At 67.7% G+C, this 22,771-nt stretch carries 2 protein-coding genes; both read right to left on the reverse strand.

Features of this window, described 5'->3' with window-relative positions; all coding sequences use genetic code 11:
* Positions 1-55: 55 nt before the first annotated feature.
* On the reverse strand, positions 56-11,107 hold the full coding sequence (locus tag KY501_RS08500) for a non-ribosomal peptide synthetase (protein ID WP_224362170.1): 11,052 nt from the start codon (positions 11,105-11,107) through the stop codon (positions 56-58).
* On the reverse strand, positions 11,100-22,736 hold the full coding sequence (locus tag KY501_RS08505) for a non-ribosomal peptide synthetase (protein WP_224362171.1): 11,637 nt from the start codon (positions 22,734-22,736) through the stop codon (positions 11,100-11,102). Before KY501_RS08505 ends, KY501_RS08500 begins: the two co-directional genes overlap by 8 nt.
* Between the last annotated feature and the right edge of the window lie 35 nt (positions 22,737-22,771).

Raw genomic sequence — 22,771 nt, forward strand, 5'->3', positions numbered from 1 at the left:
CAGGCTCGTGTGGGCGGCGTGGACACGCTTGGCGGGTAGGGCAGCGGTGGCGAAGTCACTCATGGGAGGCCTTGCGGGCAGGAGGGCTGAGTTGGGACTGGGCCTCTTCCTCGGGCATGTCCTCGATGCTGGAGAGCATCTGCTCCAGCTCGGCCGGATCGGCTTGATCCGCGAGCGCCTGCTCGATGAGGGCCGCGAGGTTGGCGATGGTCGGAGCGTCGAAGATCTCCCGAAGCGGGAGTTCGAACTGGAACTCATCGTAGATGCGCGCGAGCACCTGGGTGGCGAGGAGAGAGTGTCCGCCCAGCTCGAAGAAGTCGTCGTGGATGCCGATGTTGGGAGCAGGGAGCAGCTCGTGCCACAGGTCGACGAGGAACTGCTCGATGTCGTTGCGAGGTGCCGAATCGGGCTGGGCGATTGAGGAGGCGTCCAGAGAGGGAGGAGGGAGCGCCTTTCGGTCGAGCTTTCCGCTGGAGGAGAGGGGCAGAGCGTCGAGAGAGACGAAGACGGAGGGGAGCATGTGCTCCGGGAGGGAGCGTGCCAGGAAGGAGCGAAGCGTCTGAGGTTCCAGGGAATGCTCAGGCTGAAGGACGAGGTATGCGGCCAGGAGGGGATTGCCGGGGCTGTCCTCGCGAAGAGAGACGGCGGCCTCTCGGACGGAGGGGTGAGAGGAGAGAGCGGCTTCGATTTCGCCCAGCTCGATGCGGAAGCCGCGAAGTTTGACCTGAGAGTCGATGCGCCCGAGGAACTCGAGGGAGCCGTGAGGAAGGAAGCGGACGAGGTCGCCAGTGCGGTAGAGGCGCGAGCCCGGAGAGGAGGAGAAGGGGTCGGGCAGGAAGCGCTCCGCGGTGAGAGCGGGAAGGGAGAGGTATCCGCGAGCCAGGCCCGGGCCAGCGATGAAGAGCTGTCCGGGGACGCCCGGGGGAGTGGGGCGAAGGGAGTCGTCCAGGACGTAGAGGCGGACGTTGGGCAGGGGAGTGCCGATGGAGGGGCGGGAAGGGTCGGGAGAAGGCTGAAGAGAGGCGCAGATGGTGGCTTCAGTGGGCCCGTAGGCGTTGAGGAAGAGGCGGCCCGTGCTCCATCTGCGGATGAGTTCGGGAGAGCAGGCCTCGCCCGCGGAGGCCAGGGTGGTCAGAGAGTGCAAGCCGTCGGAAGGAGTCTGGGCCAGGACGGAGGGAGTGAGGGTGGCGCAGGAGATGGAGGCCTGAGAGAGGAAGCGGTGAAGGGCCGGGCCGGGGGTGAGCCAGTCCCGAGGAGCCAGGCAGAGCAGAGCGCCGGAGAGAAGAGAGGAGAAGCACTCCCAGACGGAGGCATCGAAGCCAATGGACGCAAACTGGAGGACGCGCTGTCCGGGTCCCAGGCGAAGGGAGTGGCTGGCGGCCAGGGCGGTGTTCACCAGGCCGCGGTGGGTGAGCAGGGTGCCCTTGGGAGCGCCTGTGGAGCCCGAGGTGAAGATGACGTAGGCGAGGTTGTCGGGAGAGGAGCTGGGAGAGAGGTTGGTGGAGGGGAGAGAGGAGACGAGGTGCCAGTCGGAGTCGAAGCAGAAGAGGGAGTTGCCGAGGGACGGGAGCTGGTCAGCCAGGGAGGAGGAGGAGAGCAGGACGGGAGCAGAGGCCTGCTGAAGCATGAAGGCCAGGCGCTGGGAGGGGTAGGCGGGGTCCAGAGGAAGGAAGGCGCCGCCGGCCTTGAGGATGGCCAGGAGGGAGACGACAAAGTCGACGGAGGGCTCCAAGCACACGCCGACGAGAACGTCGGGACCGACGCCCAGAGAGCGCAGGTGGTGGGCCAGTTGGTTGGAGCGCTGGTTGAGTTGTCGGTAGGAGAGAGTCAGGTCGAGGAAGGAGACGGCGGGAGCGTCCGGAGTGCGCTCGGCCTGAGCCTCGAAGAGCAGGTGAGCGCAGGAGGGGGGAATGGGCTGAGCGGTGTTGTTCCACTCGATCAGGACGCGTTGCCGCTCGGCCTCGGTCATCAGAGGCAGTTCAGAGACGCGCTGCTCGGGGTGAGCGACGGCGGCCTCCAACAGGGTCGACAGGTGCTCACCCATCCGGCGGATCGTGTCGTCCTCGAACAGGTCCGTGCTGTACTCCCAGAGGCACGACAGGCCCGCCTCTGTCTCCATGACGGAGAGGGTCAGGTCGTACTTGGCCGTCCGGATGTCCGGGTCAATCGGTCGCAGCTCCAGCTCCGGCAAGCGGACGCTCTGGATGGGGGCGTTCTGGAGCAGGAACTTCACCTGGAAGAGCGGTGCGTGGCCAAGGCTGCGCTGGGGATTGAGCTCGCGGACGACCTCCTCGAAGGGAAGATCCTGATGGGCATACGCGCCAAGTGCGGTCGAGCGCGTGCGGGTGAGCAGCTCCTGGAAGGAGGGGTCATCCTCGAGACGGGTGCGCAGCACGAGCTGGTTGATGAAGAAGCCGACGAGGCCCTCGGTCTCCGAGTGGTTGCGGCCGGCGATGTCGGTGCCGACGACGATGTCGCGCTGGCCGCTGTAGCGGGAGAGCAGCGCGGTGAAGCCCGCCAGCAGGGTCATGAACAGCGTGGCTCCCTCGCGCCGACCCAGCGCTGCCAGCCGCTCCCGCAGCTCGCGTGGGATGAGGACGATGCGGGTGGCGCCGTTGGGAGTTCGCACCGCTGGGCGTGGGCGATCCGTGGGCAGCTCGAGCAGCGGCGGTGCACCCGCGAGCTGCTGCCGCCAATAAGCGAGCTGCCTCTCCAGCACCTCGCCTTTGAGCCAGTCCCTCTGCCAGGACGCGAAGTCCGCGTACTGAATGGGCAGCGGCGTCAGCGGCGAGCCCTTCCCGGTGACGAGGGAGGTATAGAGCGCCGCGAGATCTCGGATGATGATGCCGATGGACCAGCCGTCCGAGACGATGTGGTGCATCGTCAGCAACAGGATGTGCTCGCGCTCCGAGAGGCGAAGCAGCCGCAGGCTCCAGGGCACTTCGCGGCTCAGATCGAAGGCTCGCCCAGCCTCCTCGTTGGAGACTCGGCGTGCCTCGGCCTCGCGCAGCTCCGCCGGGATGCCCGTGAGATCGATCACCGGCAAGGGGACCTGTAGCTCTGGGAGGATGATCTGGAACGTGGCGCCTTGATCCGCGCGGATCTTCGTCCGGAGACCCTCATGGCGCCGGATCAGCTCGTTGATGCCCTGCTCCAACGCAGCGATGTCGAGTGAGCCCTCCATCCTCACGGCTGCCGGGATGTTGTAGGCCGGGCTGCTCGGCTCCAACTGGTGGAGGACCCACAGGCGCTGCTGGGCGAAGGAGAGGGGCAGATCCTCGGTTCTGGGGACCGGGTGCAGCGGCGGTGCCTGCAACCGGGTAGCGAGACGCAGAGTGGCATCGAGCCGCTTGGCGAGTTCCGCCACGGTGCGCGCTTCGAACAAGTCGCTGAGCGGGAGCTCGGCACCAAACGTCGCCTGAATGCGGCTGATGATCTGGGTGGCGAGGAGGGAGTGGCCACCCAGCTCGAAGAAGTCGTCGTGGATGCCGATGTTGGGGACAGGGAGCAGCTCGTGCCACAGGTCGACGAGGAGTTGCTCGACGTCGTTGCGAGGAGCTGAGTCGGGCTGAGCGGTTGAGGAGGCGGCCTGAGAAGGAGGAGGGAGTGCCTTGCGATCGAGCTTTCCGCTGGGAGACAGGGGCAGCGCGTCCAGAGCGGTGAAGACGGAGGGGAGCATGTGCTCCGGGAGGGAGCGTGCCAGGAAGGAGCGAAGCGTCTGAGGTTCCAGGGAATGCTCAGGCTGAAGGACGAGGTATGCGGCCAGGAGGGGGTTGCCGGGACTGTCCTCGCGCAGTGCAACCGCGGCCTCGCGGACGGAGGGGTGAGCTGAGAGAGCGGCTTCGATTTCGCCCAGCTCGATGCGGAAGCCGCGAAGTTTGACCTGAGAGTCGATGCGACCGAGGAATTCGAGGGAGCCGTGAGGAAGGAAGCGGACGAGGTCGCCAGTGCGGTAGAGGCGCGAGCCCGGAGAAGAGGAGAAGGGGTCGGGCAGGAAGCGCTCCGCAGTGAGAGCAGGCAAGGAGAGGTATCCGCGAGCCAGGCCCGGGCCAGCGATGAAGAGCTGTCCGGGGACGCCCAGGGGAGTGGGGCGAAGAGAGTCGTCCAGGACGTAGAGGCGGACGTTGGGGAGAGGGGTACCGATGGAGGGACGGGAAGGGTCGGGAGAAGGCTGAAGAGAGGCGCAGATGGTGGCTTCGGTGGGCCCGTAGGCGTTGAGGAAGAGGCGGCCCGTGCTCCATCTGCGGATGAGTTCGGGGGAGCAGGCCTCGCCTGCGGAGGCCAGGGTGGTCAGAGAGTGCAAGCCGTCGGAAGGAGTCTGTGCGAGGACGGAGGGAGTGAGCGTGGCGCAGGAGATAGAGGCTTGTGAGAGGAAGCGGTGAAGGGCCGGGCCCGGTGTGAGCCGGTCCCGAGGAGCCAGGCAGAGCAGAGCGCCGGAGAGAAGAGAGGAGAAGCACTCCCAGACGGAGGCATCGAAGCCGATGGAGGCGAACTGGAGGACGCGCTGTCCAGGCCCCAGGCGGAGGGAGTGGCTGGCAGCCAGGGCGGTGTTCACCAGACCGCGGTGAGTGAGCAGGGTGCCCTTGGGAGCGCCAGTGGAGCCCGAGGTGAAGATGACGTAGGCGAGGTTGTCGGGAGAGGAGCTGGGAGAGGGGTTGGTGGAGGGAAGAGAGGAGAGGAGGTGCCAGTCGGAGTCGAGGCAGAAGAGGGAGTTGCCGAGGGACGGGAGCTGGTCCGCCAGGGAGGAGGAGGAGAGCAGGAGGGGAGCGGAGGCCTGCTGGAGCATGAAGGCCAGGCGCTGAGAGGGGTAGGCGGGGTCCAGGGGAAGGAAGGCACCGCCGGCCTTGAGGATGGCCAGCAGGGAGACGACAAAGTCGACGGAGGGCTCCAAGCACAAGCCGACGAGCACGTCGGGACCGACGCCCCGAGAGCGCAGGTGGTGAGCCAGTTGGTTGGAGCGGTGGTTGAGCTGACGGTAGGAGAGGGTCAGGTCGAGGAAGGAGACAGCGGGAGCGTCCGGAGTGCGCTCGGCCTGAGCTTCGAAGAGCAGGTGAGCGCAGGAGGGGGGAATGGGCTGAGCGGTGTTGTTCCACTCGACCAGGACGCGCTGCCGCTCGGCCTCGGTCATCAGCGAGACATCGCCGAGCCGCTGCTCGGGTCGGGCGATCAGCTCCTCCAACGCCGTCGTCCAGTGATGCAGGAGCCGCTCGATGGTGTCTGGCTCGAAGCGGCTGGTGTCGAATGAGGCGCGCAGCTCCAACTCGTCGCCCGGAGTGATGCCGATGGCCAGCGGATAGTTGGTGTGGTCGAACAGTTGGAAGTCCTGAAGCGCGAGATCTGCACCGCGCTCACGGACGGCGACGTCGACAGGGAAGTTCTCGAAGACGAGCAGGGTCTCGAAGAGAGGAGTGCCGCGAGGAACCTGAGTCCAGCCTTGGAGAGTGACGAGAGGGGTCTGCTCGTACTGGGTGAGTTCTTGCTGTTGCTGCTGGAGCTGTTTGAGCCAGGGAAGCACAGCCTGCGAGTCGGAGAGGTGGATCCGCAAGGGGAGCGAGTTGATGAAGAGGCCGATCATGGCCTCGACGCCTCGCAGCTGCGGAGGGCGGCCCGAGACGGTGGAGCCGAAGACGACGTCAGACTCGCCGCTGTAGCGGGACAGCAGCAGCGCCCAGCTGGCCTGGATCAGGGTGTTGAGGGTGAGCTGATGCTGGCGCGCGAAGCTCTGCAGCGCCGCGGTGGAGGAGCCGGAGAGCCGTAGCCGGCGCTCGCTCATCTCGTGTGCGGTGTCCCCGGAGGCCCGGACGGTGGCGCCCGGCAGCGGGGTGGGGGCTGTGAATCCGCGGAGGGCCTCGCGCCAGTACGCCTCAGCCTGGTTGAGCGGCTGTTGCTTCAGCCAGGCGATGTAGTCCCGGTACGCCGGACGCGGAGCCAGGGAGAGCGGCTGCCCGGATCGGAAGGACTCGTACAGGGTGAACATCTCCTGCATGAGCAGGCCAATGCTCCAGCCATCGAGAAGCAGGTGGTGCTGAGTCCAGACGAACTCAAAGGTGTCCTCGGCGAGTCGGAGGACGGACAAGCGCATCAGCGGCGGGCGCTGGAGATCGAAGCCCTGAGCCCGGTCCGCGGTGAGGAGGGACTCGAGGCGGGCTTGCTGCTCCTCAGGGGGCAGGCCACGCCAGTCGAGTTCCTGCCAGGGCAGTTGCGAGCGAGGGTGGACGAGCTGGACGGGCTCTGAGAGGCCTTCCCAGTGGAAGGAGGAGCGGAGGATGGCGTGTCGCTCGACCAGGGTCTCCCAGGCACGGCGGAAGGCTCCGAGGTGGAGCGAGGATCCCTGAAGCCGCCACGCGGACTGGACGAGGTACGTGGTGGAGGAAGGAGCGAGCAGGGAGTGGAAGAGCATGCCCTGCTGCATGGGAGAGAGGGGATAGAGGTCCTCGGCGAGGGAGCCCGGAGGGAGGAGGGAGTCGAGAGCGTGCTGAGAGAGCGAGGCGAGAGGGAAGTCTGCGGGAGTGAAGCGGAGGGCGTCGGGAGCAGAGCGAGCGGAGATGAGAGAGGAGAGAGCGGAGAGGAAGGCCTGAGCCAGTGCCTGGATGGAGGAGTCGGAGTGGAGGTTGTGGCTGTAAGTGAAGGAGAGGTGGAGCTGGCCGGAGAGGAAGACGGCGGAGATGTCGAGGAGGTGAGAGCGCAGCGAGTCAGGAGAGACAGAAGGCCCGGCGTGCTCGGAGGAGAGAGAGAAGAGGGAAGAGTCTGCGGAGGAGGAAGCGAGCTGTCCGAGGAAGTTGAAGGAGATGTCGGGAGAGGGAAGGGAGGCGAGGCGAGAGGAGAGGTCGTCGTCGCGTAGGAAACGGAGCAGGCCGAAGGACAGGCCGTGAGAGGGGACGGAGCGCAGGCCGTCGCGGACGGAGCGCAGGGCGTCCGGGAGAGAGGAGGAGGCAGGAGAGTGGAGCAGGAAGGGGAAGAGGGAGGAGAACCAGCCGACGGTGCGAGAGAGGTCGACGTCCGGGAAGAGGTCCTCACGCCCGTGAGACTCAAGGGTGATGAGGTGAGAGGAGTGGCCGGTCCAGGAGAGGAGCGCCTGAGCGAGAGCGGTGAGCAGGACATCCTGGAGGGAGGAGCGGAAGGCCTGGGGCACCTCGAGTAGCAGGAGGCGAGAAGCGTCGGAGTCGAGGGAGAAGGAGAGGGAGCGAGAAGAGGAGAAGGAGTTGGGCCCGGAGCCGTCGCGAGGAAGAGGGGCGAGGGGGGTGAGGGGAAGCGAGAGCCAGTAGTGGGCGTCAGCGGAGAGAGAGGGGGAGGAAGAGAAGGAGAGGAGGCGGTGAGCCCAGGAGAGGAAGGAGGAGGACTTGGGAGGAAGGGAGGGGGGCTTGCCGTGGAGCAGCTGAAGGTAGAGGGCCTCGAGGTCCTCGGCGAGGAGTCGCCAGGAGAAGGAGTCGACGAGGAGGTGGTGGGCGATGAGAAGGAGACGAGGGGGAGAGGAAGGGCCGAAGTCGAAGAGGGCAGCGCGGAAGAGCAGGCCGGAGTCCCAAGAGAAAGAGGACTGAAGGCGCGAGGCCTCTGAGAGGAAGGCGGAGGAGTGCTGGGAGGGAGGGAAGGAAGAGAAGTCGAAAAGGGAGAGAGAGAAGGGAGCGTCGAGGCCTGCGTTGAACTGAAGCCAGGAGGAGCCCGAGGGAGAGAAGCGCAGGCGCAGAGCGTCGTGGTGACGCAGCAGGAAGCGCAGGGCCTGTTCGAGCAGGTGAGGCTGAAGAGGCTGCTTGAGTTCGAGCAGGAGGGACTGGTTGAAGTGGTGGAAGGAGGGCTGGGAGGAGAGGAGGAAGGAGCGCTGAACGGGGGTGAGCGGCAGCTCACCGGTGACGAGGCCCTGCTCTTGGAGGGAGGAGGAGGAGACGTGAGGAGCCAGCAGGGCGATGGTCTGGTGCTGGAACAGGAGCTTGGGAGAGAAGTGGAGGCCCGCAGAGCGAGCGCGGGAGATGAGCTGGAGGCTGAGGATGGAGTCACCGCCGAGCTCGAAGAAGTTGTCGTGGATGCCGACGCGCTGAAGGCGGAGGGTGTGAGCCCAGAGGGAGGCCAGCTGCTCCTGGAGGGGGTTGGAGGGAGGAGCGTAGGGCTGGGCGAGCTGAGGGCGGGAAGCGTCGGGAGCCGGGAGTGCCTTGCGGTCGAGCTTTCCGTTGGCAGTGAGAGGGAAAGCGTCGAGGCGCAGGAAGGAAGCGGGAAGCATGTACTCCGGCAGGCGCTGCTGGAGGAAAGCGCGCAGCTCGGAGGGCTGTGCATCGTCGGAGACGACGTAAGCGATGAGACGCTTGGAGTGGGAGGCATCCCCCAGGGCGAGAACGAGGGCATCGCGGACGGAGGAGTGAGAGCGCAGGGCGGCCTCCACCTCAGCCAGCTCGACGCGGAAGCCGCGAATCTTCACCTGGTGGTCGCCGCGTCCGAGGAACTCGAGAACGCCATCAGAGCGGAAGCGGGCCCTGTCGCCGGTGCGGTACATGCGAGAGCCGGGAGAGGAGAAGGGGTTGGGAAGGAACTTCTCGGCAGTGAGCTCTGGAGATTCGAGGTAGCCGCGAGCCAGGCCCTCACCTGAGACGAAGAGCTCCCCGGCGACGCCTACAGGAAGAGGCTGGAGGAAGCGATCGAGGACGTAGGCCTGTGAGTTGGGTAGGGGAGTGCCAATGGGAACGGAGGAGCCGAGCTGAGAGGAGTGGGTGAGGCGGAGGCAGGTGGAGAACAGGGTGTTCTCGGTGGGTCCGTAGCAGGCAGTGACGGGAATGCGCAGCTCGTCGAGGACGCGACGGACGTGAGGAGCGGAGACGACGTCGCCGCCAGTGAGGAGTTGCTGCAGGCCGCGCAGGCCTTCGAGGTGGGAGTCCACCATCTGGGTGAAAAGGCCCGAGGTGAGGTGGAGGGTGGTGACGCGGTGTCGGAGGAGAATGTCCTCCAACTCGTGAACATCGCCCGGAGGGTGAGGGGGGAACAGGACGAGGCGGGCGCCGTTGAGCAGGCTGCCCCAGACTTCGAGGGTGGAAGCGTCGAAGGAGATGGGGGCCAGGAGCAGCAAGCAATGCTCCGGCCCCAGGTGTGCATAGGAGACACCGAGAACGGTGCGGAGCACGGAGGCGTGTTGGATGCAGACGCCCTTGGGCCTGCCGGTGGAGCCGGAGGTGAAGTCGATGTAGACGAGGTTGTCTGAGGTGGCACCGCTGAGAGGAGCGGAGGAGGGCAGGTCCTCCAGCGCAGCCTCCTCAAACAGCAAGGTGTGGAGCCCCTCGGTCGGTAGGAACGTCAGCAGGGCGCGCGAGGTGAGCAGCACCTGGGGCCTGGCATCCGCGAGCATGGAGGCCAGGCGCTCGCGAGGGTAGTCCGGGTCCAGGGGGACGTAGGCGCCACCGGCCTTGAGGATGGCCAGAAGGGAGACAATGAGTTCGACGGAGCGCTCCAGGCAGAGGGCGACGCGGGACTCGGGGCCGACGCCGGAGCGGCGCAGCAGGTGAGCCAGTTGATTGGAGCGAGCCTCCAGCTGAGCGAAGGTGAGGCGGGAGTGAGAGGACTCGACGGCGATGGCGTCAGGCCGCAGCGCCACCTGGGCCTGGAAGGCGTCGTGGACGGTGGTGCGAGGGACGTGGCGCGGAGTGGGGTTCCAGTCGTGCAGCAGCACCTGGCGCTCGCGCTGAGACAGGATGGAGAGGTGGCCCAGCTTCTGGGAGGGAGCGGCCAGCGCAGCCTCCAGCAGCACCTGGTAGTGCTCGCACAGCCGCTCCACCGTCTCCGCGTCGAACAGCTCCGTGCTGTAGTGCAGCTCACCCTCGAAGCCCCGCGCTGTCTCTGCGAGGGACAGCGTGAGATCGAACCGCGCCGTTTGGCTCTCCAGCTCCACGGTACGGAGCTTCAGCCCCGCCAACTCCAGGGCCGGCATGGGCGCGTTCTGGAGGATGAACATGTGCTGGAACAGAGGCGAGCGATCCAGCCGCCGCTCGGGCCGGAGCGCATCCACCAGCTTCTCGAAGGGCACCTCCTGGTGGGCGAACGCCCCCAGGGTACCCTCGCGGACCTGCTGGACGAGCTCGCGGAAGGACAGCTCTCCCGTGGGCCGGGCCCGTAGCACCAGCGTGTTGATGAAGACGCCGATCATCCCCTCCAGCTCGGCCCGCGTGCGGCCGGCCACTGGAGAGCCCACGCAGACATCCTCCTGGCCCGAGTAGCGCGCGAGCAGGACCTGGAACGCCGCCAGCAGCGTCATGAAGGGAGTGACACCCTCCCGCTGGCTGAACAGCTTCACGGCCTCGGTCAGGGCCGGCGACAGGGCCACCGGCGCACGCGCGCCCTGGAAGGTGCGCACCACCGGTCGCGGGCGATCCGTGGGGAGGTCCAGGGCTTCCGGCGCGCCCTCCAACTGCTTTCGCCAGTACGCCAGCTGCGTCTCCAGCACCTGCCCCTGGAGCCGCTCGTGCTGCCACGCCGAGAAGTCCAGATATTGCAACCGAGGCTCGGGCAGCGGCGACGAGCGCTGGGCCGAATACGCCTCGTACAGCGCCGCCATCTCTCGGACGAGCACGCCCACCGACCAGCCATCCGAGACGATGTGGTGCATCACCAGGACGAGCAGGTGCCGGTTCGCATCCAACCGGAACAGCTGCGCGCGCCAGAGGGGCCCCTGGCCGAGATCGAAGGTCCGCCGGGCCTCTGCCGTGGCCAGTCGCAGGGCCTCGGCCTCCCGAGCCTCGGCGGGCAGCGTCTCCAGGGACACGATGGGCAGCGTCGCGGGGGCCGCCGGAGCGATTCGTTGGGTGGCTCCGCTCTCGCCTTGGTGGAACGTCGTCCGCAGTGACTCGTGCCGCCGCACCAGCTCACTGAAGCTCCGCTCGAGGGCGGCGACGTCCAGCTTTCCCTCCAGCCACACTGCGGCGGGCACGTTGTACAGAGGGTTCCCCGGCTCCAACTGGTCCAGGAACCAGAGCCGCTGCTGCGCGAACGAGAGGGGATGGGACGAGGCTGCCCGTGACTGGGACGGGATGCTGTCGGCCTGCGCGGTGCGCAGGGCCTTCTGGCGAAGTTGACGGAGGATGACTTCCCGCTGCTCGGGCGGGAGCGCCGCGATCCGCTGGTTGGAGTCAGTCATTGGCGGTTTTCTTCTGAGGCTGGAGTTGGCCGGGCTGTTCCGGGGCGGCGTCGGCCGGGGCCGACTGCAGGGAGGCAATCATCTGATCCAGATCGGATGGGTCCACCTGGGCGGCAAGTTGGCTATCGATGTAGGCCGCGATGTTCGCGATCGTGGGAGCGTCGAAGATCTCGCGCAGCGGGATCTCGACGTTCAAGGCGTCTTGGACTCGGCCGATGATCTGAGTGGCGAGGAGGGAGTGTCCGCCCAGCTCGAAGAAGTCATCGTGGATGCCGACGTTGGGGACGGCGAGTAGCTCACGCCACAGGTCGACGAGGAACTGCTCGATGTCGTTGCGAGGAGCCGAGTCGGGCTGGGCGCTCGAGGAGGCGGTCGGAGAAGGGATCGGGAGCGCCTTGCGATCGAGCTTCCCGCTAGAGGAGAGGGGCAGAGCGTCCAGAGAGATGAAGACGGAGGGGAGCATGTGCTCCGGGAGGGAGCGTGCCAGGAAGGAGCGAAGCGTCTGAGGTTCCAGGGAATGCTCAGGCTGAAGGACGAGGTAAGCGGCCAGCAGAGGGTTGCCGGGATTGTCCTCGCGAAGGGAGACGGCGGCCTCGCGGACGGAAGGGTGAGCGGAGAGAGCAGCTTCGATTTCGCCCAGCTCGATGCGGAAGCCGCGAAGTTTGACCTGGGAGTCGATGCGTCCGAGGAACTCGAGGGAGCCGAGTGGAAGGAAGCGGACGAGGTCGCCGGTGCGGTAGAGGCGCGAGCCCGGAGAGGAGGAGAAGGGGTCGGGCAGGAAGCGCTCCGCGGTGAGAGCGGGAAGGGAGAGGTATCCGCGAGCCAGGCCCGGGCCAGCGATGAAGAGCTGTCCGGGGACGCCCGGGGGAGTGGGGCGAAGGGAGTCGTCCAGGACGTAGAGGCGGACGTTGGGCAGGGGAGTGCCGATGGAGGGGCGGGAAGGGTCGGGAGAAGGCTGAAGCGAGGCGCAGATGGTGGCTTCGGTGGGCCCGTAGGCGTTGAGGAAGAGGCGCCCCGTGCTCCATCTGCGGATGAGTTCGGGAGAGCAGGCCTCACCCGCGGAGGCCAGGGTGGTCAGCGAGGGCAAGCCGTCGGAAGGAGTCTGGGCCAGGACGGAGGGAGTGAGGGTGGCGCAGGAGATGGAGGCCTGAGAGAGGAAGCGGTGAAGGGCCGGGCCGGGGGTGAGCCAGTCCCGAGGAGCCAGGCAGAGCAGAGCGCCGGAGAGAAGAGAGGAGAAGCACTCCCAGACGGAGGCATCGAAGCCGATAGAGGCGAACTGGAGGACGCGCTGTCCGGGCCCCAGGCGAAGGGAGTGGCTGGCAGCCAGGGCGGTGTTCACCAGACCGCGGTGAGTGAGCAGGGTGCCCTTGGGAGAGCCAGTGGAGCCCGAGGTGAAGATGACGTAGGCGAGGTTGTCGGGAGAGGAGCTGGGAGAGGGGTTGGTGGAGGGAAGAGAGGAGAGGAGGTGCCCGTCGGAGTCGAGGCAGAAGAGGGAGTTGCCGAGGGACGGGAGCTGGTCCGCCAGGGAGGAGGAGGAGAGCAGGAGGGGAGCGGAGGCCTGCTGGAGCATGAAGGCCAGGCGCTGGGAGGGGTAGGCGGGGTCCAGGGGAAGGAAGGCACCGCCGGCCTTGAGGATGGCCAGGAGGGAGACGACGAAGTCGACGGAGGGCTCCAAGCACAAGCCGACGAGGACGTCGGGGCCGACGCCCCGAGAGCGCAGGTGGTGAGCCAGTTGGTTGGAGCGGTGGTTGAGCTGACGGTAGGAGAGAGTGTGGTCGAGGAAGGAGACGGCGGGAGCGTCCGGGGTGCGCTCGGCCTGAGCTTCGAAGAGCAGGTGAGCGCAGGAGGGGGGAATGGGCTGAGCGGTGTTGTTCCACTCGACCAGGACGCGTTGCCGCTCGGCCTCGGTCATCAGAGGCAGTTCAGAGACGCGCTGCTCGGGGTGAGCAGCGGCCGCCTCCAGCAGGGTGATCAGGTGCTCACCCATTCGGTGGATCGAGTCTCGCTCGAACAGATCGGTGCTGTACTCCAGCATGCCGGCGAGCCCCTGCGCCGTCTCCGTGAAGGACAGAGTCAGGTCGTACTTCGCGGTCTGATGGCTCACGTCCACGGGTGCGAGCTTCAGGTCCGGCAGATCCACGCCGGAGGCCGGCGCGGTCTGGAACGCCAGCTTCACCTGGAAGAGGGGAGCATGGCCGAGGCTGCGCTGGGGATTGAGTTCGCGGACGACCTCCTCGAAGGGCAGATCCTGGTGGGCATATGCGCCGAGCGCGGTGGTACGAGCGCGCGCGAGCAGCTCCCGGAAGGAAGGATCGTCCTCGAGGTGAGTGCGCAGCACGAGCTGATTGATGAAGAAGCCGACGAGGCCCTCGGTCTCCGAGTGGTTGCGGCCGGCGATGTCGGTGCCAATGACGATGTCACGCTGGCCGCTGTAGCGAGAGAGCAGCGCGGTGAAGCCCGCCAGCAGGGTCATGAACAGCGTGGTGCCCTCGCGCCGACCGAGCGCCGCCAGTGCTGCCGGGAGCCCCGGAGGAATGGCCAGAGGCTCGATGCCTCCGCCCGGAGTCCGCACCGAGGGGCGTGGGCGATCCGTGGGCAGTTCGAGCAGCGGCGGTGCGCCCGTGAGCTGCTGTCGCCAATAGGCAAGCTGTCTCTCCAGCACCTCTCCCGAGAGCCAGTTCCGCTGCCAGGACGCGAAGTCCGCGTACTGGATGGGCAGCGGTGCCAGTGGTGAAGCGTCTCCCGTGGTGAAGGAGCGGTACAGCTCCGCCACCTCGCGGATGAGGATGCCAATGGACCAGCCATCCGAGATGATGTGGTGCATCGTCACCAGCAACAGGTGCTCGCGCTCGGACAGGCGCAGCAGCAGCTGGCGCCACAGCGGACCCCTCGTCAGCTTGAACGGTCGCCGCGCCTCTTCCTCGGCCAGCCGGAGCGCCTCGCCCTGCCTATGAGCTGCGGGCATTGTCGACAGGTCCACCACCGGCAGGCTCACCAGTAGCTCGGGGTGGATCACCTGGACCGCGGACCCCTGCTCCGCTCGCAGCTCTGTCCGGAAACCCTCGTGGCGTTTGACCAACTCGTTGAAGCTCCGCTCTAGCGCGGTCAGGTCGAGCGTCCCTTCCAACTTTACGGCCGCGGGGATGTTGTAGAGAGGGCTGTCCGGCTCCAACTGGTGGAGCACCCACAGGCGCTGCTGCGCGAAGGACAGGGGCAGGGCCTCCGTTCTCGGCATTGCGCGCAGGGGCGGCGGCTGTAGCTTGCGATCAGCGCGGGCCATCAGATCGATGCGCCGGGCCAGCTCGGCCACGGTGGGCGCCTCGAAGAGTTCGCGCAGTGGCAGCTCTACGCCGAAGGTGGCGCGAATGCGCGAGATGGCCTGGGTTGCCAGCAGCGAGTGGCCTCCGAGCTCGAAAAAGCTGTCCAGGGCGCCGACGCGCTCCACGTGCAGCAGCTCCGCCCATAGCCCCGCCAGCAGTTCCTCGGTGGGAGTCCGTGGCGCCACGGAGCCGTGCGCCCCTGCTCGCAGCGCGCTGGGGGCGGGCAGCGCCTTGCGATCGAGCTTCCCGCTGGGTGAGAGCGGCAGCTCCTGTAGGGTGACGAAGGCTGCGGGCACCATGTACTCGGGCAGCGTTCGCTGGAGGAAGGCGCGCAGCTCCCCGGCGTTCACCTGCTCGTTGGATCTTGGCACCACGTAGCCCACCAGGCGCTTGTCGCCGGCCGTGTCCTCTCGCAGGGTCACAGCGCTCTCTCGGATGGCTGGGTGCTCGGCCAGCGCGGACTCGATCTCTCCGAGCTCGATGCGGAAGCCGCGCAGCTTGATCTGGAGGTCGATGCGTCCGAGGTACTCGATGGCGCCATCGGAGCGGAAGCGAGCGAGGTCGCCAGTGCGGTAGAGGCGAGAGCCGGGACCATCGGAGAAGGGATCCGGGATGAAGCGCTCAGCGGTGAGCTCCGGGCGTCGCAGGTATCCCCGACCCACCTGGATGCCGCCGATGTGGAGCTCGCCCGGGACACCCACGGGAAGAGGGTGGAGCTGGGCATCGAGGACGTACAAGCGAGTGTTGTCGACAGGTGTGCCGATGGGAACGGAGCGCTCCGCGGGCTTGCATTCCCAGGCCGAGACATCGACAGCGGCTTCGGTGGGACCGTAGAGATTATGGAGGGAGGCGAAGGGAAGGCGCTCGAAGCAGCGAGCTGCAAGCTCGGGTGAGAGGGCCTCGCCACTGCAGACGATGCGCTTGAGGCTTCGGCATGACAGCTCGAGGCCCGGCTCAGCGAGGAAGGCCTGGAGCATGGAGGGTACGAAGTGGACGATGGAGACGGCCTGCTCGGAGATGAGGCGTGAGAGGTAAGCGGGTTCCTGGTGTCCGCCGGGCCTTGCGATGACGAGTCGTGAGCCCGAGAGCAGAGGGAGGAGGAACTCCCAGACGGAGACGTCGAAGCTGTAAGGAGTCTTCTGGAGGAAGCAGTCGGAAGGGCTGGAGGAGTAAGCGCGCTTCATCCACAGCAGGCGGTTGAGGACGGCGCGGTGTGAGTTCATCGCGCCCTTGGGACGGCCCGTGGAGCCCGAGGTGAAGATGACGTAGGCGAGATGATCTGGCTCCGTGATGGGCGCCGGATTTGTCTCCTCATAGCGAGAGAGTTCCTGGTGTTGAGAATCCAGGGCGAACACCCTCGCGGAGTGGGACGGGAGACCAGGCCGCAGGTGCTCCTGGGTGAGGAGCACCGGTACCTGGGCATCTTCGAGCATGAACGCCAGGCGCTCGCGAGGGTAGGACGGGTCAAGCGGGACGTAGGCGCCCCCGGACTTCAGGATGCCCAGCAGGCCCACCATCATCTCGAGGGAGCGCTCCATGCAAAGGCCGACGAGGATCTCGGGGCCGGCTCCGAGCGAGCGCAGGTGATGGGCGAGCTTGTTGGCCTCCGCGTTGAGCTGGCGGTAGGTGAGGGATTGGCCCTCGAAGGTGACGGCCACCGCGTCCGGCGTGCGGGCCACCTGCGCCTCGAACAGCTGCGGAAGGCAGTCCGTGTCCGGGTGCTTCACGCGGGGGCCAGTCCACTCCACCAGGATCCGGTGCTGCTCCTCGGCGGACAGCAGGGGGAGCTCCGTCAGGCGCTGGCCTGGTTCGCGGATGATCCCTTCCAGCAGCGTGCGCAGGTGCGTGAGCATCCGCGCCGCTGTCGCTTCCTCGAAGAGCTCGGTGCTGTACCCGAGTGTGGCCTCCAGGCCCTCGGGGGTCTCCATGCAGGACAGCTCCAGGTCGAACCTGGCCGCGCGGGACTGCGCGCCCGTGATGCTCATCTCCAGCCCTGGGAGGACAGGCATCGTCACGGGCATGTTCTGGAGGACGAGCAGCACCTGCACCAGAGGAGAGCGGCTCGGATCCCGCTCGGGCCCCAGGGCCTTCACCAGCTCCTCGAAGGGCATGTCCTGGTGGGCGTAGGCGCCGAGGGCCGTCTCGCGGACCTGCGCCAGCAGCTCACGGAAGGTGGCGCGCTTCGAGAGGCGTGAGCGCAGGACGAGGGTGTTGGCGAAGAAGCCGACGACTCCCTCCAACTCGGGACGGCTGCGGCCCGCCACGGGGGTGCCGACGCAGATGTCATCCTGCCCCGAGTAGCGGGAGAGCTGCAGTTGGAAGGCCGCCAGCAACGTCATGAAGGGCGTGACACCCTCGCGCTGGCTCAACGCCTTGATGCCCTCCCAGAGTTCGCGTGGGAGTACCGCGGTGCGGCTGGTCCCGCGAAAGCCCTGGATGGGCGGGCGAGGATGATCCGTGGGCAGCTCGAGGGCTCGGTGTGCTCCCGCCAGTTCCCGCTGCCAGTACCCCAGGAGTTTCTCCAGCGCGGGACCCTTCAGCCGGCTGCGCTGCCACACGGCGTAATCCGCGTACTGGACTGGTGGCTCGGCCAGCGGAGAGGGGTGCCCCGCGGTGTAGGCGCTGTACAAGGCCGCCAACTCGCGCACGAGGATGCTGGTGGACCAGCCATCCGAGACGATGTGGTGCATCGTCAGCAGCAGGAGGTGCTCGCGCTCGGCCAGCCTCAGCAGGGTGCTGCGCAGCAGCGGTCCACGCGCGAGATCGAAGGGTCGGTTCGCCTCCTCGGAGAGGAGCCGCTCCGTTGTCTGCTGCCGCTGGGTGCTGGGCACCGAGCGCAGATCCACCTCATCCAGCGGCAGTCCGATGGCGGTGGAGAGGACTTGCACCGGCCCCTCCGGATTGGACACGAACGTCGTCCGGAGCGACTCATGACGCCGCACCAGCTCCGCGAGGCTTCGGGCCAGCACGGCCGTGTCCAGGGCCCCCTTCAGCCGGATCGCCAGGGGGATGTTGTAGATCGCGCTCTTCTCCTCGTACTGATCGAGGAACCAGAGCCGCTGCTGGGAGAAGGAGAGCGGCAGGGGCTCCGAGCGGGGAACAGGCCGTACGGGAGGCACCTCCGGGCGCTGTCCCCCCTGCAGGGCCTCTTCGATGCGGCGGGCCAGCGCAACGACCGTGGGCGCCTCGAAGAGGGTTCGTACAGGCAGAGAGAGCTGGAGGGTGCGCTCGATGCGAGAGAGCACCTGGGTGGCCAGCAGTGAGTGCCCACCCAGCTCGAAGAAGCTGTCGGTGGTGCTCACCTCCTGGATGCCCAGGAGCGTGCGCCACGTCGCCACGAGCAGCTCTTCCACCGGGGTGCGTGGCGCCACCACCACGCGCTCGCTACCGGAGGCGGAGGTTGGCAGCGCCCGGCGGTCCAGCTTTCCGTTCGGCGTCAGCGGCAGTGCGCGCATCTCCACGAACGCGGAGGGCACCATGTGCGCGGGCAACAGCTCTTCCAAGAAGTGCCGGAGCTCCTCGACGGTGGGGGCGGGAACACCTTCCCGCGTCACGTGGTACGCCACCAGCCGGTGGCCGCCAGCGCCCTCTTGCGCCACCACCACGGACTCCTTCACCGCTGGATGCCGTGCCAGCGCGGCCTCAATCTCCCCCAGCTCGATCCGGAAGCCGCGCACCTTCACCTGTGCGTCGGTGCGGCGCAGGTACTCGAGCTGGCCATCCGGCAGATACCGGGCCACGTCGCCCGTGCGGTACAGGCGCGCTCCGGGCGCATCGCTGAACGGATCAGGGATGAAGCGCTCCGCCGTCAGCGCGGGCTGGTTCAGATAGCCGAGCGCCAGGCTGGAGCCCGCGAGGTACAACTCCCCCACGGCCCCGCGTGGCACTGGCTGGAGGTGGGGATCCAGCAGGTAGACCGCGGTGTTGGCGATGGGGCGTCCAATGGGCGGGAGCGTGGAGCTCTCCTCCACGGACACCGCCGCGCAGGTGGCTACCACCGTGGCCTCGGTGGGGCCGTAGTGATTGATCAGACGGACACCAAGGGCGCGCGTTGGGCGCCGGCGCAGTCGATCTCCACCCGTCAGCAGGGCCCGCAGGCGGAGCTCCCGAGGCCACGGCACGTCCAGCATCGCTTCTGCCAGCGGCGTGGGAGCGAAGCAGAGGGTGATTCTTTCCGCGGCGAGCCAGGCCAGCAGCCGCTCCGGCGCGGTTCGCACCTCTTCCGCCACCAGGTGCACGCTGGCGCCAGCGGCCAGGTAAGGCCACAGCTCCCAGACGGCGGCGTCGAAGCCGAGGCTTGCCAACTGGGTGGCGCGATCCGAGGGGGTCACCTCGTAGGTACGCCGGTGCCAGTCCACGAGGTTCGAGAGCCCTCGGTGCTGCAGCAGTACGCCCTTGGGCTGGCCCGTGGAGCCAGAGGTATAGATGACATAGGCCACGTCCTCCGCCGTCGCGATCGGAGGGAGCGGAGTCTCGGGTTGTTGGGCCACCTGGGCTTGATCCGAGTCCAGGTACAGACGCCGGGCAGCGGAGCGGGGCAGCCGCTCTTCCATCCGCGCCTGGGTGAGCACCACCTGCGCGCCCGAGTCCTCGAGCATGTGCCGCAACTGTCCGGCCGGATATGCTGGATCCATCGGCAGATAGGCCGCGCCCGCCTTGAGCACGGCGAGTAGCCCCACCACGAGCTCCGGCGAGCGCTCGGCACATACTGCTACCCGCGCCCCGCGTGTCACCCCGAGTGTCCGGAGATGGTGCGCCAGCTGGTTGGAGCGGCGATCCAGATCCCCGTACGTCAGGCTGATTCCGGCCGCCGTAACCGCGAGGGCCTCGGGGGCGCGCGCTGCCTGCCGCGCCACCCACTCATGGACGCACCCTGCAGGCACTTCAGCCCGGGAGGCGTTCCACTCCACCAGTAGCTGCCGCTGCTCCGCGGGCTCCAGCATGGGCAGCGCGCCAATGCGCTCATCTGGCCGTGCCAGTGCTGCCTCCAGCAACAGGTGCAGGTGTCGCAGGAGCCGGGTGGCCGTCGCCGCCTCGAAGAGAGCGGTGTTGTACTCCAGTGCGCAGGCCAGCCCCTGAGCGGTGGGAGTGCAGGAGAGCGCCAGCTCGAACTTGGCGCCCGGAGCCTCCACATCCAGGAACTCCAACGAAAGACCCGGGAGCGCTATCTCCGCCTGAATGTCCTGCTGGAGCGCCAGCATCACCTGGACAAGCGGCGCCCGGCCCTCGCTTCGCGCGGGTTGCAGGGCTTCCACCAGTCGCTCGAAGGGAACGTCCTGATGGGATTGGGCGCCCAGCACGGTCTCCCGGACCTGGCTCAGGAACTGGCGGAAGGTGGGGTTGGAGGACAGATCGTCCCGCAGGACGAGCGTGTTGACGAAGAGGCCGATGAGGCCCTTCGTCTCGGGGCGAGTGCGGCCAGAAACGGGCGTTCCGACGAGGAGATCATCCTGGCCTGAGTAGCGCTGCAGCAGCACCTTGAAGCAGGCCAGCAGCCCCATGAAAGGGGTAACGCCCTCGGTGCGGCACAGGGTCTGGAGGTTCTCCCAGAGGCTGCGCGGGAGCACGTGGCGCTCGGTGGCACCTCGCAGCGTCTGCACCGCCAGAGGCGGACGATCGGTGGGGAGCGCCAGCACTGGGGGCGCCTCGGCCAACTGCTTCCGCCAGTACTCCAACTGCGTATCGAGTACCTGCGGCAGCCACTGGCGTTGCCACAGGGCGTGATCCACGTACTGCAAGGGCAGTTCCGGGAGCGCGGGGGTCGTGCTCTCGGAGAGCGCTGCGTACAGCCGCGACAGCTCTCGGGCCATGACGACCATGGAGCCGCCGTCCGCGATCGTGTGGTGCACCACCAGCAGGAGCACGTGCTCGCGTTCATCCAGCGCGAGCAGCCGGGCGCGGAGGAGGGGACCGTGAGAGAGGGTGAACGGCCGCTGAGCTTCTTCCCGCGCCAGTCTCAGCACCTCTGCCTCGCGCCGCTCCTGCGGCACGTTTCGAAGATTCTCCACGGGAAGCGCCAGGGGGACGGGCGCGCCGATGAGCTGATAGGCCTCACCGCCTTCGGTGACGAGGCTGGTGCGCAGCACCTCATGGCGCGCGATGAGCTCGTTCAGGCTGCGTTCCAGCGCACCCACGTTCAGCGCACCACGGAGGCGGACGGCCGCCGGGATGTTGTAGACGGCGCTGCCGGGCTCCAGCTGATCCAGGAACCAGAGCCGCTGTTGGGCGAAGGAGAGCGGTAGCCGCTGGGGGTGGGGCTGGCGCACCAGGGGCGAGTGCTCCGCGCGAGGAGCCACCCGATCCAGCACCAGCCTGCGCGCCAGTTCCTCCAGGGTGGTGCCTCGCAGGAGCAGCTCCACCGGGAGCCTCACGCCCAGGCTCCGCTCGACCTCGAACGACAGCTCCGCGGCGGCCAGCGAGTCCAGCCCGTACCGGGTAAGGGGCGCGGTAGGATCCAGCTCCGACGGGGCCAAGCCCAGCCGCGCCGCGATTCGTGGGTGCAGCCATGCGCGGAGCCGATCCGGAGTGGTGGCCTCGCTCGCACTGTCTGCCTCAGTCTGCTGCGAGGGCTGGAGGGCCTCTGCCTTGCCGGAGGCCATCACCACGCGCAGTTTCTTCTCGAGGAAGGCCGCTCGGCACGTCCGGCGCTGGATCTTTCCACTCGACGTCTTGGGGATGCTGCCAGGCTCGATCAGCACCACGGCTTGGGGCTGCACATCATGCTGCTCGGCGAGCCGCTGGCGGATGAGGCCAACCACCTCCTCGAGCGGCTGGCTCAGCCGTCGCGGATCCACCTCCTGGACGATGATGAGCCGCTCGCTGCCTTCCCCTTCGACGGAGAACGCGGCGCTGCATCCCGAGCGCAGCGCTGGGTGGCTCTCCTCGACGGTCCGCTCGAGATCATGAGGGAAGAGGTTGCGGCCGTTCAGGATGATGAGGTCCTTGCTCCGGCTGGTGACGAACAGCTCGCCCTCCACCAGCGCTCCGAGATCGCCAGTGCGCAGGAACGGCCCTTGGCCATCGCGCGTGCGCGCCTGGAAGGTGCGCGCCGTCTCCTCGGGCTGTCGCCAATAGCCCTGCGCGACACTCGGGCCTCGCACCCACAACTCGCCCGCCCTGCCGGGGGGGCACGGCTCGAGCGTCTCGGGATCCACCACCCACAGCTCTTGATCCGGCAGTGTCCGGCCGCAGCCCACGAGTGTCCGGGCGGCTGGCGCTCCGGGGGAGGACTGCTCGATCTGGTTCTTCTCCAGCGCCTCGCCGTCCAGCACCTGGAGCGCCGGCGGCGCGGTCTTCTCTCCGCCGGTGACGATGAGCGTGCCCTCCGCCAGCCCGTAGCACGGGTACAGCGACTCGCGCCGGAAGCCACGAGGCGCGAAGGCCTGGGTGAAGCGCTCCAGCGTCTCCGGACGGATGGGCTCGGCGCCGCAGAAGGCCAGATCCCAACTGCTCAGGTCCAGCGCTTGCCGCTCCTCCTCGGTGATGCGCTGCGCGCAGAGCTCGAACGCGAAGTTCGGCCCTCCGCTGATGGTGCCCTGGAAGCGGGAGATGGCCTCCAGCCACCGCAGCGGCCGCTTGAGGAAGGTCAGCGGAGACATCAGCGCCGTGTGGAACCGCCCGTACAGCGGCTGGAGGATCCCGCCGATGAGCCCCATATCATGGTAGGGCGGCAGCCAGATGACGCCGACGCTCCCGCGATGCACCTGGAAGGCGCGGGAGATGTGCCCCAGGTTGTGCAGCAGGTTGGCGTGGGTGAGCATCACGCCGCGCGGCGTGCCGGTGGAACCAGAGGTGTACTGGAGGAAGGCCAGGGAGCCACCGTCCAGCGCGGGTCTGCGCCACGTGGACTCGGCCCCCGAAGGGAGCGCGTCCGTGGCCAGCCAGCGCAGCGCCTTCAGATCCGGCTCCTCCCTCAAGAGAGGCTCCGCCACCTCGAGCACGAAGGACGTGGTGAGCACTACCGTCGCCTGAGCATCGCGGATGATGGCCCTCAGCCGTGGCAGCGTGCGGCCCAGCCTCATGGGATCCGGCGGGTATGCCGGCACAGCGATCAGCCCCGAGTAGATGCAGCCGAAGAAGCCCGCGATGTACTCCAGTCCCGGCGGGTAGAGCAGCAGTGCGCGCTCTCCAGCCGCTGCGAGCTCCCTCAGGGCCGCGCCGATCCGCCGCGCGCTCAGGTCCAGGCCGCCATAGGTCAGCGTGGCGTCCGGCCCTTCCTCCTCGAGGAACGTGTACAGGCGCTCATCCGGGTGCGCGGTGGCGCTGGCATCGAGCAGATCGAGCAGAGTCGAGGGCTGAGAGGGAGTCATGGGCGGGTGGCTTTCGCCGCGCGTCGGAGTGACGG

The organism is Hyalangium versicolor (genome assembly GCF_020103695.1).
Lineage (GTDB): Bacteria > Myxococcota > Myxococcia > Myxococcales > Myxococcaceae > Hyalangium > Hyalangium versicolor.